Source organism: Chitinophaga flava (assembly GCF_003308995.1).
Classification (GTDB): Bacteria; Bacteroidota; Bacteroidia; order Chitinophagales; family Chitinophagaceae; genus Chitinophaga; species Chitinophaga flava.
The window spans coordinates 1,731,697-1,745,186 of record NZ_QFFJ01000001.1; the positions used below are offsets into that span (position 1 = coordinate 1,731,697).

At 47.7% G+C, this 13,490-nt stretch carries 11 protein-coding genes and 1 tRNA gene; 5 read left to right on the top strand and 7 right to left on the bottom strand.

Annotated elements, in window-relative coordinates; translation table 11 throughout:
• The 3 genes from priA to DF182_RS06880 form a co-directional block, all read right to left on the bottom strand.
• Positions 1 to 2,442 (bottom strand): replication restart helicase PriA, encoded by a 2,442-nt coding sequence (priA, locus tag DF182_RS06870; RefSeq protein WP_113614910.1) that lies wholly within the window; start codon positions 2,440 to 2,442, stop codon positions 1 to 3.
• Positions 2,439 to 3,206 carry a lysophospholipid acyltransferase family protein gene (locus tag DF182_RS06875; RefSeq protein WP_113614911.1) on the bottom strand — a complete coding sequence of 256 codons (768 nt, stop codon included), beginning with the start codon at positions 3,204 to 3,206 and terminating at the stop codon, positions 2,439 to 2,441. The genes priA and DF182_RS06875 overlap by 4 nt, the downstream gene beginning before the upstream one ends.
• Before the next feature lie 102 nt (positions 3,207 to 3,308).
• On the bottom strand, positions 3,309 to 3,755 hold the full coding sequence (locus DF182_RS06880) for a DUF4258 domain-containing protein (protein WP_113614912.1): 447 nt from the start codon (positions 3,753 to 3,755) through the stop codon (positions 3,309 to 3,311).
• Positions 3,756 to 3,857: 102 nt separating this feature from the next.
• Between DF182_RS06880 and mtaB the strand changes: the two genes are divergently transcribed.
• On the top strand, positions 3,858 to 5,135 hold the full coding sequence (mtaB, locus tag DF182_RS06885) for a tRNA (N(6)-L-threonylcarbamoyladenosine(37)-C(2))-methylthiotransferase MtaB (protein WP_113614913.1): 1,278 nt from the start codon (positions 3,858 to 3,860) through the stop codon (positions 5,133 to 5,135).
• A gap of 83 nt (positions 5,136 to 5,218) precedes the next feature.
• On the opposite strand, the gene DF182_RS06890 is transcribed toward mtaB, so the two are convergent.
• The 3 genes from DF182_RS06890 to DF182_RS06900 are packed head-to-tail and all read right to left on the bottom strand — an operon-like array spanning position 5,219 to position 6,885.
• Positions 5,219 to 5,857 carry a DinB family protein gene (locus DF182_RS06890; RefSeq protein WP_113614914.1) on the bottom strand — a complete coding sequence of 213 codons (639 nt, stop codon included), beginning with the start codon at positions 5,855 to 5,857 and terminating at the stop codon, positions 5,219 to 5,221.
• Between the two features lie 55 nt (positions 5,858 to 5,912).
• The gene (gene aat / locus DF182_RS06895) at positions 5,913 to 6,551 is read right to left on the bottom strand and encodes a leucyl/phenylalanyl-tRNA--protein transferase (protein ID WP_113614915.1); all 639 of its coding nucleotides are present in this window, start codon (positions 6,549 to 6,551) and stop codon (positions 5,913 to 5,915) included.
• 25 nt (positions 6,552 to 6,576) lie between these two features.
• The gene (locus DF182_RS06900; protein WP_113614916.1) at positions 6,577 to 6,885 is read right to left on the bottom strand and encodes an ATP-dependent Clp protease adaptor ClpS; all 309 of its coding nucleotides are present in this window, start codon (positions 6,883 to 6,885) and stop codon (positions 6,577 to 6,579) included.
• Between the two features lie 169 nt (positions 6,886 to 7,054).
• On the opposite strand from DF182_RS06900, the gene DF182_RS06905 reads away from it, so the two are divergent.
• Together DF182_RS06905 and DF182_RS06910 are read left to right on the top strand one after the other, a co-directional pair.
• A complete protein-coding gene (locus DF182_RS06905; protein WP_113614917.1) occupies positions 7,055 to 9,214 on the top strand; it encodes a cation:proton antiporter in 2,160 nt (719 codons plus the stop codon).
• A gap of 195 nt (positions 9,215 to 9,409) precedes the next feature.
• Positions 9,410 to 9,484, top strand: a tRNA-Val gene (locus DF182_RS06910).
• A 352-nt stretch (positions 9,485 to 9,836) separates the two neighbouring features.
• Here the strand turns inward: DF182_RS06910 and DF182_RS06915 are convergent.
• Positions 9,837 to 10,781 carry a hypothetical protein gene (locus DF182_RS06915; protein ID WP_113614918.1) on the bottom strand — a complete coding sequence of 315 codons (945 nt, stop codon included), beginning with the start codon at positions 10,779 to 10,781 and terminating at the stop codon, positions 9,837 to 9,839.
• Between the two features lie 132 nt (positions 10,782 to 10,913).
• On the opposite strand from DF182_RS06915, the gene DF182_RS06920 reads away from it, so the two are divergent.
• Together DF182_RS06920 and DF182_RS06925 are read left to right on the top strand one after the other, a co-directional pair.
• Positions 10,914 to 11,573 (top strand): metal-dependent transcriptional regulator, encoded by a 660-nt coding sequence (locus tag DF182_RS06920; protein ID WP_113614919.1) that lies wholly within the window; start codon positions 10,914 to 10,916, stop codon positions 11,571 to 11,573.
• 43 nt (positions 11,574 to 11,616) lie between these two features.
• Positions 11,617 to 13,488: an Nramp family divalent metal transporter gene (locus DF182_RS06925; protein WP_113614920.1), complete on the top strand. Its 1,872-nt coding sequence runs from the start codon at positions 11,617 to 11,619 to the stop codon at positions 13,486 to 13,488.
• The last annotated feature ends 2 nt before the right edge of the window (positions 13,489 to 13,490 follow it).

Below are 13,490 nucleotides of genomic sequence, written 5' to 3' on the forward strand. Positions count from 1 at the left end.
TTATACGTGGTCTACGTCCGGTACGATCACCACAGACCGGAAACGTTTTTCCGCCAGCAGCTGAATAAAATACTCGCGGAGCACCTGTTTGATATGTGCTATCACACGTGCTTCGCGGGGAAGTTTTATCAGCATCTCCTGCAGGTAGTTGTTCCTCACCCTTGACACCAGCGGCGCGGCAGGGCCTACCAGTTGCCCGCCAATATGCGGCTGCAGCCAGGAAGCCAGTATCTGTGCAGCCTGTTCCACTACCTGCTGGTTTTTATGCCTTAATGTTAGTTTAAGCACCCGGTAAAACGGAGGATAACCAAACTGTTGCCGTTCGGCGATTTCCGCCTCATACATGCTTTTGTAATCGTGTTCCTTTACGTAATGTAGTATCGGATGACGGGTATTGCTGGCTTGTATCAGCACTTTACCCATACCGTGTTTACGGCCTGCGCGGCCGCTCACCTGCTCCATCAGCTGGAAAGCTCTTTCATTCACCCTGAAATCAGGATAACTCAGCAAACTGTCCGCACTGAGGATGCCTACCAGGTTTACATTATCAAAGTCGAGCCCCTTCACCACCATCTGGGTGCCTACCAGAATATCTATTTCCTGCTCTTCGAGCAGGCGGATCATTTTATTGTGGCTGTCTTTGTTTCGGATGGAATCCACGTCCATACGTGCTATACGCGCTTCCGGGAAGATCTGCTGCAGGTCGTCTTCAATTTTTTCCGTGCCAAAGCTTTTCGGAATCAGCGACTGCGAACCACAGGCTTCACAGGTAAATACGTATGGATAACGGGTACCACAGTAGTGGCAATGTAGTTTATCCTGGTTACGGTGATAGGTAAGTGATACATCACATTGTTTGCAATGAGGTATCCAGCCGCAGGTAGTGCATAACAGAAAAGGCGCATACCCACGTCTATTCTGAAAAAGAATAACCTGTTTTTTTTCATCCAGGCTCTGGCTGATAGCGGTTTTCAGGGCCTGTGTAAAATGGCCGTCCATGGTTTTTTCAGCCATTTCCTGTTTGATGTCCACTACCTCGATGGCAGGCATCTGTATACCTCCAAAACGTTCAGTCAGTTCTACCAATCCGTATTTACCCTGAAGGGCATTATAATACGATTCCAGTGCCGGTGTGGCGGAGCCCAGTAGTACTTTGGCTTTAAACAACCCGGCATAATAGATGGCTGCATCTCTCGCATGGTAGCGGGGCGCAGGGTCCTGCTGTTTGTAGGAAGGATCGTGTTCTTCATCCAGGATGATAAGTCCCAGGTCGCGGAAAGGCAACAGCAGGCTGGAACGGGCGCCCAGTACGATTTGTACGGTTCCGTTTTTCACTTTGTTCCATATCTCCACCCGTTCGTTGTTGCTGAAGCGGGAGTGATAGATGGCGATGCTGCTGCCAAAGTGTTTCTGCAGGCGGGTGATGATCTGTGCGGTGAGTGCGATCTCCGGCAGCAGGTAAAGTACCTGCCGGCCTAAGGCCAGGCATTCTTCCATCATCTTCACATATATCTGCGTTTTACCGCTGGAGGTCACCCCATGGAGGAGGGTCACCTGTTTATCTTCAAAATGACGGCGGACAGCTTGTAATGCCGCTTCCTGCGCAGAGCTCAGATCAAAGTTGATCTGCGCCTCTACTTTGCTGGTACGGATTCTGTCTACTGCTCTTTTTTCTATCCAGAGAATATTTTTATCCACCAGTCCTTTCAGCTGGGCGGTGGTGGCGCCGGATTTTTTCAACAGCTCATTCTGCCGTACGGTGCCTTCTGTTTTCAACAGGTGCAGGTAGGCCAGCAGCAGCTCCATTTGTTTGGGAGCGCGGCCCATATCATTGAAGAGAGCAGCCAGTTTCTCTTCATCCTCGTATTCAGCATGCAGCTGTACAAAGTTCTCCTGTTTCTCTTTGTATACCTCTTTCAGTTCTTCATAGATGAGGCATACCTTTTTTTCTATCAGTTTTTTGATGATGGAGTACACTTCTGATTTATCGAGAATCAGCTGTACTTCCTCTATACGTAGTTCCTTGCGGATATGCAGCGCTTCCGCAATAAGGTATTCATCATCATCGAGATTGGTAAAATCATCGCCGTAGGCGTCATTAAACAGCAACAACGTTTCACTGGAAAGCTTGAGGTGCGCGGGAAGGGCGGCGTTCAGCACTTCACCTTCACTGCACATATAATAGCTGCCTATCCATGACCAGAAGGCTAACTGTGTGGGATATACGACCGGATCCTTATCCAGCATATCCAGCAGTGGCTTGGTTTTATAAGGCGGGGCCTGTTCGTGTACTGCTTTTACAATGCCGGCATACTTTTTCTGTTTTCCCAGTTGTACAGCCACACGGCTTCCCGGCTGTAAAGCATCTTCCATGCTTTCAGGGACAGCATAAGTATAATTTTTGGGTAAGGCCAGCGGCAATATTACATCTGCGTACTTCATCCTACGGGCTGCAATGTTGGATAATCGCGGTGTTGCCTGAGTTCTTTTTCCATGATATCATAGGTCTGTTGTTTCAGCGTATTGATATCATCCAGGGTAAGCCCTGCAACAGGGATAGTGGGCAAGAATACTACGCGGCAGCGGCCGGGATTGAGATGCATAAGTCCGGTATGTGGGAAACGGTCACCTGAATCTACATACAAAACGGGTTTGATCGGAATCTGCATTTCAATGGCCATACGGAAAGCGCCGTTATGAAACGGGCGCAGTGGTTCTTTGGTTTCGTTGGTGGTTCCTTCCGGAAATACGAGGATGGAAATACCGGCTTTGAGGGCGGTCATCATCTCTCTTACACTTCTGGCACGGGCAGGCGCGTTGGAGCGGTCTACTGCTACGACAGAGTTTTTATATATAAATCCGAAGAAAGGGATTTTAGACATTTCCACTTTTCCCAGCGGACGGAACGGCAGCCGCATCACTTTAACGGCCACGGCCGCATCGAGATAAGAACGGTGGTTCACCACATAGATACAAGGCTCTTTATCACGTTCACATTTATATTCGCGGGTAACCCGGATACCTACCATCGGAAACCAGACATGCGCCCAGAAGCGCAGGAAATAGAAGATAATGTTTCCACCCTTCTCCTTGCCCAGCAAGGATGCCAGAAAAATTGGCGGCAGGATCAGAAACATAATACCCAGGAAAACGATAGCGGCGTACACAACATAGATTACACGCAACGGTTTCAGTAGAAAATTCATAAACGCCTTGTAGAATGATTAATGATGGCGGAAAACTACGACTTTTTTCCCGAAGAGTGCATGTAAAGACACGAAGCAACAGAGAAGCGACAGTTTTTTTACCTATTCACAACTGCAGCTCCAGTCTTTGTCCAGGTCTATACAGGTGATCACTTTGGCGTGTTCCTGATCACAGGGAGCGAATACAATACGGAGGTGTTGGCCTTCATGGGAATACCCTTCCAGTGCATAGGTAGGGCAGGGTTTATCCTGCAGGTTGGACTTATCAGGATTTATTTTTCCTTTGGCAAGAATTTCTTCCACTTCCCCTTTTGTCACATGACGGCAGTCCATCCGACACATGGCGTGCCGGGTATATTCCAGGCGGGCCTGTCGGTTGAGCAGGGCATCAGAAACAGTGGCGGCGGCTTTCCCGGAGCGGGTAACAACTGGCTTTTCTGTGATAGGGGCGGAAGACTTATCGTTTCCTTTCCACCATTCCTGATGCCATCCGGCAAGCAGTAATAAGGCCAGTAAAATAACGGGTAGGTACTTTTGCAGTGATTTCATATTTTCAATAAACAGGACGTGCTTTTTAGAAAAGCGGCACTAAAGTACTTAAAATTACTTACCTAACTATGACATAAAAAGTTCCTACCTTTGCCCTCCTTTATGGAACAGGTAAAAACAGTAGCATTTCATACACTCGGCTGTAAGCTGAATTTTTCAGAGACCTCTACTTTGAGCAGGTTGCTGGAACAGGATGGGTTTATGAAAACAGATTTTGAAAGCACAGCAGATGTGTACGTGATCAACACCTGCTCTGTGACCGATAATGCCGACAAGGAATGCCGGCAGCTGGTACGCCGTATTCAGCGCCGTGCACCAGAAAGCATGATCGTCATCACCGGCTGTTATGCACAGCTCAAACCTCAGGAAATCGCTTCTATTGAAGGGGTAGACCTGGTACTGGGCGCTGCAGAAAAATTCAATATCACCGAACATCTGAAAACACTCACTAAAGGAGACAGTGCCAAAATCTGTTCCTGTGATATTGAAGATGTCAATACCTTCCATGCCTCCTACTCTGTCAACGACCGTACCCGTACCTTCCTGAAAGTACAGGATGGCTGCGACTACAGCTGTACCTTCTGTACCATCCCTATGGCCAGAGGAAAAAGCCGCAGCGACAGTGTTGCCAGCGTAGTGGAAAATGCCGTTAAACTGGCCAGCGACGGCGTAAAGGAAATAGTGCTTACCGGCGTCAACCTGGGCGATTTCGGTAAAGGCCTTACCGGTGGCAAAAAAAGAGAAGAAAGTTTTTATGAACTGATACAGGAACTGGATAAGGTAGAAGGTATAGAACGTTACCGTATCTCTTCTATCGAACCCAACCTGCTCACCAACGAGATCATCGAGTTTGTGGCCAACAGCCGCAGGTTCATGCCTCACTTCCATATTCCGCTGCAGAGCGGCAACAATGAGATCCTGGGCCTGATGCGCCGCCGCTACCGCCGCGAACTGTATGCGGAAAAAGTAGCGCTCATCAAACAGTTCATGCCTCACTGCGCTATCGGTGTAGACGTGATCGTTGGCTTCCCTTCTGAAAGTGATGTCCAATTCCAGGACACCTATGACTTCCTGCATTCGCTGGATGTATCGTACCTGCACGTGTTCACCTACTCAGAAAGAGCCAATACCCCCGCACTCGAGATCAACCCCGTAGTGCCGGTTAACGTGCGCCATGAACGCAACAAACAGCTCCGTAATCTCAGTCATAAAAAACAACAATACTTCAACGAACAATATCTCCAGCAAACCCGTAAAGTATTGTTTGAAGGACATAACAAAGACGGTATGATGGAAGGTTATACCGACAACTATATCCGCGTAACTACGCCCTTCCGCCAGGAATGGGTAAACCAGCTGGTAGACTGGGAACTGCGCTAATCTTTTTACCCTCTCTGTATCGCTGATACAGAGAGGGTCTACTTAATCATCACACTATTCATCACTCCGGCCCGTTGGGGCTATTATTTCGGGAAACCCGGATCAGCTTTTACTTCTTCGATTTGTTTGATATGACGTGCTGTATGGCCTGCGTCAAACAGTAATAACTGGTACGCATCTATGGTGCCTATGTTCGGGTTATCTGTAATGTGATCACGTAATTTGTCTTTGGTAGTGGCTACATAATCAATCAGCCCATCTCTCTGTCTGACAAAGGCATCCACCGCATCTGCAGGAGAAGCATAATTATGTTTAGGCATACCAAAATCAGGTGTTTTCTGTTTTTTGCTACGGTCTTCCACCATAGTGAGCAGGCTTTCATCTGTATACTTCAGGTCTTTCTTTTTTGCCGGATCTGCGGGCTGGCTCATCAGGTTCTTTTCTGTGTCCATCAGCATTTTTTCGATGATGCTGATATGTTCCACATTTTCTATGATAGACCAGCGGTCTGGTGCCGGCTTATATTGCAGTTGTGCATCCGTGAGGCCAGCGATAGATTTCAGCAGATTTTCCCTTGAATCTTTCAGCTGTGAGATCAGCATCATTTTGTCTTCAGCCCGGAATTCATGCCGCATACTGTGATGATGCCGTGTATGGCGGTGCGGAGGAGCGATAAAGCCCGAAAACAGTACCACTGCCATCAATAAGAGTACTTTTTTCATTGCAGTAAATTTTGGTGGACAATGGGGTTGGTAAGCAATTACAAAGCTACAAAAATCATGAAACTTGCAGTAGTTCAAGAAAGGTATCACGACTGATGAAACCGGCTCCCAGTGAGGCAAGGTGCTCCGTTTCCACCTGACAGTCGATCAAAGCGAGTTCATGCGCATAAGCCTGTACGAAAGTAATAAAGGCGGCTTTGGAAGCATTGCTGACATCGGCAAACATTGACTCACCAAAGAAGCAGGAACCAATTTTTACGCCGTACAGTCCGCCCACCAGCCGGTCATCTTCCCAACTCTCTATCGACATGGCATACCCTGCTTTATGCAGGCGGATATAGGCATCCTGCATCTCCTTAGTGATCCAGGTACCGTTTTGTCCTGCACGCGGAATACGGCTGCAGCGGGCTATTACAGCCGGAAAGTCCGCATTGTAGGTGATACGGAATTGATTGCGGCGCAGCACCTGCCTCATGCTGGCAGACACTTTAAGATCCGCCGGAAACAATACAAAACGGGGGTCCGGGCTCCACCAGAGAATAGGGCGTTCATCAAACCAGGGAAATATACCGGAACGGTAGGCCAGCAGCAACCGCTCTACAGAGAGATCACCGCCTACGGCCAGCAGACCGTCAGGCTCCGCAAGGGACACCGGTGGAAAAATCAGTTGTTTGGAAAGACGGAAAACGGGCATGAAACAAGCGGGGTGAAGGCTAACATTATTTATCCGCCATCTCTTCGATGGTGGCAGTAATACCTCTTTCTACCAGCGCTTCCCACATCGGGCGCAGTTTATGGTATTCTCCTTCCTTTACAGCATATTTACCATTGTGATGGATAATGAGGGCGCATTGTTCTGCCTGCTGATGTGTATGACCACATACCTCTATCAGGGAAGCGATCACCCAGTCGAATGTATTTACCTCATCGTTCCATACCACCAGACTGAACGGAAACTGTTCATCTTCCGCTACCAGAATATCCTCCAGCTCCTCCGTAAATACCTGTGTATTAGTTCTTTCGCTCATTTTTAAACAAAGCTTTATGCAAAATTACATGGATTATTCGTTAATTTATTCATATTTGACCTGGAGAAATTGATTATTTAAGATTTGTTTATTTTCATATTCGGCTTTTCAGGCCGCTATAAAGGATCCGGAAAAGGAATCTGAAAATAACAAAATAACAAAATGTTATATGGTTAATAGCTTGGTATTATTAATGGACACTCACCTGCCGCTGAAAGATCCGGTACCTATTTTTTCGCTGGTACTGTTTATCATTTTGCTGGCCCCTATTATCCTGCGGAAATTCCGGATACCGAGTATCATTGGGTTGATACTGGCCGGTATGCTGATTGGGGACCATGGATTCGGGATTATAGAAAAAGGCAGTATCGATTTGTTTGGCAAAGCAGGTTTACTGTATATCATGTTTCTGGCGGGGCTGGAGCTGGATATGACGGAGTTCAGGAAAAACCGCTACCGTAGTATGGTTTTCGGAGCGCTTACCTTTTTTATCCCGCTGCTGCTGGGATTTGTGGTATGCACCTATGTACTGCATTTTAACTTCAAAGCAACATTGCTGGTATCCAGCATGTTTGCCACACATACGCTGGTAGCCTATCCGCTGGCCAGCAGGCTGGGCATTACCAAAAATGAGGCTGTCACCGTAGCGGTAGGTGGCACCATCATCACCGATACTGCGGTGCTGCTGATACTGGCTATCATTACCGGCGCACAGGCAGGCAACCTTAACACCCAGTTTTGGATGAGATTAAGCATTTCCCTGGCCATTTTTGCCGTTATTATCCTCTGGCTGATGCCTATGCTCGGGAGATGGTTTTTCAAGAAAATAAAGGACGATAAGACCTCCCATTTCATCTTTGTGCTGGCGCTTGTATTTGCTGCCGCATTTCTGGCCGAACTGGCCGGCGTAGAAGGTATTATCGGCGCGTTTCTGGCCGGACTGGCGCTCAACCAGCTGATACCGCATACCTCGCCTTTAATGAACCGGATTGAATTTGTAGGCAACGCCCTGTTCATCCCCTTCTTCCTGATCAGCGTAGGTATGCTGGTAGACCTCCGGGTACTGCTCAAAGGTCCTACCGCCCTGATGATAGCCGGAGCACTCACCATTATGGCACTCTGCAGCAAATGGTTCGCTGCATTTTTTACACAGCTCATTTTTAAATACAGTCCTACCCAACGGAATGTCATATTCGGCCTCAGCAGCGCCCACGCGGCCGCCACTATCGCCGTTATCCTCATTGGTTTTAACATGGGCATCGTGGATGAAAATGTACTCAACGGCACCGTAGTACTCATCCTCATCACCTGCCTCGTAGGCTCTTTCGTAACAGAAAGCGCCGGCCGTAAACTGGCACTGCAGGAAGCAGAACAACAACCTGAACTACCCGACCAGCCCGAACGTATATTGGTGCCCGTAGCCAATCCAGAACGTATCGAAGCCCTGCTCGACTTCGCCGTTATGATCAAGGATACCCACACCACCACGCCCATCTACCCCCTGGCCGTAGTTCAGGATAATGAAGAAGCCCGCGAGAAAATCCATCTCACCAACAAAATGATGGAAAAAGCGATCATTCATGCCGCCGCCACCGAAAGCAATGTACAGGTGGTAACAAGAATAGACCTTAACGTATCTGATGGTATCGCCCGCGCAGCAAAAGAACTCATGATCAGCGATGTGGTATTGGGATGGACCGACAAAACCAGCACCACCGACCGCTGGTTTGGCACCATCTTCGGCACCACCATGGACAACGTTTTACAAAGTGTATGGGAAACCGTATATGTCTGTAACTTCCTCCATCCACTCAGTACCACCAAAAAAATGGTGCTGGTACTGCCCCCTAATACCGAGTACGAACTGGGCTTCCTCCACTACCTGCAAAAAATGTTCATGCTCGCCAAACAGGCCGGCGCCAAACTGCTGGTATTCTGCAACGGACGAACCCAATCACTCATGGAAGAATTTAAAGTCCAGTCAAAAATGAGTGTGGAAATTGCCTACAAACAATTTGATACGATAGAAGATTTCCTCATCCTCTCCCGTGAAGTGACCCGCGACGACCTGGTGGTAGTGGTTACCGCACGTAAAGGCACCTTGTCCTATCATGCTTACATGGAAGGGATACCCGCCAAAGTAAGCCGCCATTTTAAAGACAACAACGTGATCCTGCTTTATCCGGAACAAACAGAAATTGATTACCTGGAAGCAGGGCTACAACCGGAAGACTTAACACTGGCACCTATTCAGGAGCAGCTGGCCAACCTGAATAAACTAGGCAAAGCCTTCAGAAGAATCTTCAAAGGACCCAAAAATAAAAACTGATAAAACTGTCTTTTGTATACAAATGACAAGAAATATCAGGAGCATAAAATATTTTTCACTTGTCTGAAATCCTTTCCAGCAAAGGATTTCAGACAAACACCTCAACTAACTTCAAAAATTTATTTGGTAGAATAAAAATAGTTTATACCTTTGCAATCCCATCGAACGAAAGGCTCGACGGAAAAACAAAGAAAAGGGAGCTTAGCTCAGCTGGTTCAGAGCATCTGCCTTACAAGCAGAGGGTCACTGGTTCGAATCCAGTAGCTCCCACTAGAAGCCACTCAGTATTACTGAGTGGCTTTTTTTATTTAGCCCCAGGGCTAAAGCCCTGGGCTATATTGGTTTTAGATGCTTCGGGGGATTCAATAATTGGTGAGTTAATATTACAACTTTCTTCAATAAACGAATTAGGCCCTTATTGAATAATATTTGATGATACTGCAACTTCCTTCAACAGAAGAATTAAACCTTTATATATAAAAATAAGATAGCCCAAGGTGAAACCTTGGGCTATCTTATACCGGAGAATAACAATCAACCTGGTTAATACTAAAAATCCATAAACAGCCGAATTAAATCTCTATTTAAAAACAGCTGTTTAAATCAAAAATAGCCCAGGGCTTTAGCCCTGGGATTTATGTTTTTTCTTCACAAATCCGCCTTCAAAGAAGCATTTGATACCGCGGTAAGCACCGCAGCCCCCGATTTCACGGATATTTACCCGCCCAGCGGAGAACTGGAAAGAGATCCCGCAGGAGGATTCCTTGTCTTTATACTCTCCTCTGTTGCCTGCGAGGTAATGTCCTCTGCCGCTCAGCTCACCTTTGCAGTTGCCATTATCCTTTGAGAAAGAGATGAAGAACTGGAAGGTTTTACCATCTTCTCCGTCGCGGATAGATACGATGCTCATATCGCCGGAGGTATAGTCACCGGAAAACTTGTGTTTACGGGGCAGTGTATCGATGGGGTTGAATATCTGTCCTGCTGTCGTAGGGCCGTTGGTGTTAGTCATGATCAGCTGTACGGAACCATCTTTGTTCACCGCATAAAACTCTTCTTTCAGAGAGGTGTTGGCTCCGCTCTTTTTTTTCTCAGCACTGATTTTAACTACATTTTTGTTGTCGATGGAAGTGGAGATGATGGAACCATCGCTACCACCGGTGTTGGCTATACGCAGCCGGTTGAGATATTTACCCTTTTTATCCAGGATGCAGAGATAACCGGTAGTCTGTGATTTTCCCACTGCTTTGATAATCATATAGTCGGCCACATTGCCCGGTATGCGGGTCAGCGGAAACAGTTTTACTTTTTCTGTTTTACTATAATCTCCTTTGGTGAGGGTGTCAGTCAGAAAACGGTTCACATCGGTGGCTGCTACGGCCAGTGAATCGGCCATTTTCAACTGCAGCGTGTCTGCGTTCAGTTTGTAGGGTAATGTTCCCGGCTTAAAAAGTGCCTGGAAGTCTTCAAATGTCATCGGCTCGTTGGTGTTATTGCCAGCCTTTTTATTGTTCTTACAGGCGGCTAATGCACCAATCATCAGTAATAATAACAGGTAACGCTTCATTGAAAAGTTAATTCTGGGCGAAAAGTTAGATATAATTTTTATATGTGCACAGGTAATTTCAAAAAACATACCGGATAGGTAAAAGTTTAAATAAAAATTATTTAGATTTGCCTAAATAATATTTTAGACGATATGAACTTATCTATTGCGGAAGAGAATTACGTGAAAGCTATTTACAAGCTCCAGGAAGGAGATACAGCCGTTACCACCAATGCCCTGGCGTATGAGCTGGACACCAAACCGGCTTCCGTAACAGATATGGCCAAAAAGCTAAAGGAGAAGCAGTTGATAGACTATGAAAAATATCAAGGTATTACCCTGACAGCAGAAGGGCGCCGCTATGCCCTGCAGATCGTACGACGTCACCGCTTATGGGAGTGTTTTCTGGTAGATAAACTGGGCTTCAGCTGGGAAGAGGTACATGAAATCGCGGAAGAGCTGGAACATGTGCGCAGCGAAAAGCTCACCACCCGCCTGAGTGAATTCCTTGGCAATCCGGTTATCGATCCGCATGGCGACCCTATCCCCGACGCCAACGGCAAAATGATCAAACCCAGACCACAAACACCACTGGACCAGGCCAATGCCAAACGCCTGGTGGTCACCGCCGTCACCGATCAGTCCGTTGCCCTCCTCGCCTTCCTGAATGCCAAAGGCATCCGGCTGGGCACTCAACTGGAAATTGTTGCTCACTACGAGTATGACAACTCCATCGAAATCAAATTAAAACACCAGCCAACACTCACTATCAGCGAGCAGGTGGCTAAAAATATTATGGTAAGACCCGTTTAATAAATGGCTGCGATATGCAGCCATTATGCGTAATTGAAGTATTATGAATTATAATCATGCTACGTCCCTGAGTGAAGTACATCAGAGCATCGACACCAATGGTAAATCGAAATGGAAAAAACTTTTTGCATTCTTCGGACCGGCCTACCTGGTCAGTGTAGGATATATGGACCCGGGGAACTGGGCCACAGACCTGGCCGGCGGTAGCCAATACGGCTATAAATTACTATGGGTGCTGCTGATGAGTAATATGATGGCATTGCTGCTGCAAAGCCTCAGCGCCCGGCTGGGTATTGTCCGCGGACGTGACCTCGCTCAGGCCAACCGGGAAACCTATCCCAAAGGCGTTAACTTCATACTCTATCTGCTGGCAGAAGTGGCCATCGCAGCCACCGACCTCGCCGAGGTGCTGGGCATGGCCATCGGTATCCAGCTCCTCACCGGCCTCCCGCTGATTTGGGGTGTGAGCCTCACTGTATTCGACACTTTCCTCCTGCTGGTGCTACAACGTTACGGCATCCGTAAAATGGAAGCTTTCATCGTAGCACTGGTAGCCATTGTAGGCATCTCTTTCCTGATACAGCTGATAATGGCCAAACCCAACATGGGTGAGGTAGTACATGGATTCATTCCCACCCTTCCTGACAACACGGCCCTCTACATCGCCATCGGTATTATCGGCGCCACCGTAATGCCGCATAACCTGTACCTTCACTCCGCCCTTGTACAAACCCGCAAAATAAAACGCGATGATGCTGGTATCAAACAAGCGCTGAAACTCAATTTCATCGACAGCACCATCGCACTCAACCTCGCCTTCCTCGTGAATGCAGCCATCCTGATACTGGCCGCTGCCGTATTCTTTAAAACCGGCCGCACGGATGTTGCTGAAATACAGGATGCCCATCAACTGCTGGAACAGCTGCTGAGCAGCAAACTCGCCCCTATCCTCTTTGCCGTGGCGCTGATAGCCGCCGGACAAAGCAGCACCGTAACCGGTACGCTGGCCGGACAAATCATTATGGAAGGATACCTCCACCTGCGTATCAACCCATGGCTGCGCAGACTGCTGACCCGTCTCCTAGCCATCGTTCCTGCGTTCTTCACCATCCTGATTGCCGGCGAAAACCAGGTAGGCCCCCTGCTGGTATTCAGTCAGGTACTACTGAGTATGCAACTGGGATTTGCCATCATCCCGCTGATACACTTCGTCAGCGATAAACACACCATGGGTAAATACGCTATCAAACCCGTTGTCAAAGTCATCAGCTGGGCCATCACGGCATTGTTGGTATATTTGAATATGCGTATGGTGTATACAGAAGCCATGAACTATATCTCCGGCACCGGAAATATATATGTAGACGGTATCATCATCCTGGCCATGCTGGGCTTTGTGGCACTGCTCGTCATCACCATCGTATATCCACTCCTCAGCCGCTATCGTCAGGAAGCTACCGGTGGTATCCATACCCCGCAGGTATCACTCGGTGAACTGGAAAAGCCCGAATACAAACGGATTGCCATGGCACTCGAATTCAGCAAAAAAGATGAACAAATCATCTCCTATGCCATCGCTCACGGTAACGCACAAACGGAATATATCCTGATTCATATTGTGGAAAGCGCCTCTGCTAAATACTTCGGTAAAGAGTCTGATGACTTCGAAACCCGCAAAGACCAGGAACAGCTGGATACCTATCTGGCCCTGCTGCAAAGCCGCGGCATCAAAGCCCGCGGACAACTGGGCTTCCGTCACCGTGCCAAAGAAATCGCCCGTATCGCCAACAACGAAAAAGCCGATTTTCTCATACTCGGCGGCCACGGCCACAAAGGCATCAAAGACTGGATTTATGGAGAAACAGCCGATCAGGTAAGACACTTTGTAAAAATACCCGTACTGGTGGTACAATAACG

What these genes read in the sequence shown, in the direction of transcription:
- aat (WP_113614915.1), bottom strand. Translation starts at nt 6,551, where the DNA reads ATGCCCGTTTTCCGTCTTTCCAAACAACTGATTTTTCCACCGGTGTCC.
- DF182_RS06890 (WP_113614914.1), bottom strand. Translation starts at nt 5,857, where the DNA reads ATGAAAAAAGTACTCTTATTGATGGCAGTGGTACTGTTTTCGGGCTTT.
- DF182_RS06905 (WP_113614917.1), top strand. Translation starts at nt 7,055, where the DNA reads ATGGTTAATAGCTTGGTATTATTAATGGACACTCACCTGCCGCTGAAA.
- DF182_RS06900 (WP_113614916.1), bottom strand. Translation starts at nt 6,885, where the DNA reads ATGAGCGAAAGAACTAATACACAGGTATTTACGGAGGAGCTGGAGGAT.
- DF182_RS06915 (WP_113614918.1), bottom strand. Translation starts at nt 10,781, where the DNA reads ATGAAGCGTTACCTGTTATTATTACTGATGATTGGTGCATTAGCCGCC.
- mtaB (WP_113614913.1), top strand. Translation starts at nt 3,858, where the DNA reads ATGGAACAGGTAAAAACAGTAGCATTTCATACACTCGGCTGTAAGCTG.
- DF182_RS06925 (WP_113614920.1), top strand. Translation starts at nt 11,617, where the DNA reads ATGAATTATAATCATGCTACGTCCCTGAGTGAAGTACATCAGAGCATC.
- DF182_RS06880 (WP_113614912.1), bottom strand. Translation starts at nt 3,755, where the DNA reads ATGAAATCACTGCAAAAGTACCTACCCGTTATTTTACTGGCCTTATTA.
- DF182_RS06875 (WP_113614911.1), bottom strand. Translation starts at nt 3,206, where the DNA reads ATGAATTTTCTACTGAAACCGTTGCGTGTAATCTATGTTGTGTACGCC.
- DF182_RS06920 (WP_113614919.1), top strand. Translation starts at nt 10,914, where the DNA reads ATGAACTTATCTATTGCGGAAGAGAATTACGTGAAAGCTATTTACAAG.
- priA (WP_113614910.1), bottom strand. Translation starts at nt 2,442, where the DNA reads ATGAAGTACGCAGATGTAATATTGCCGCTGGCCTTACCCAAAAATTAT.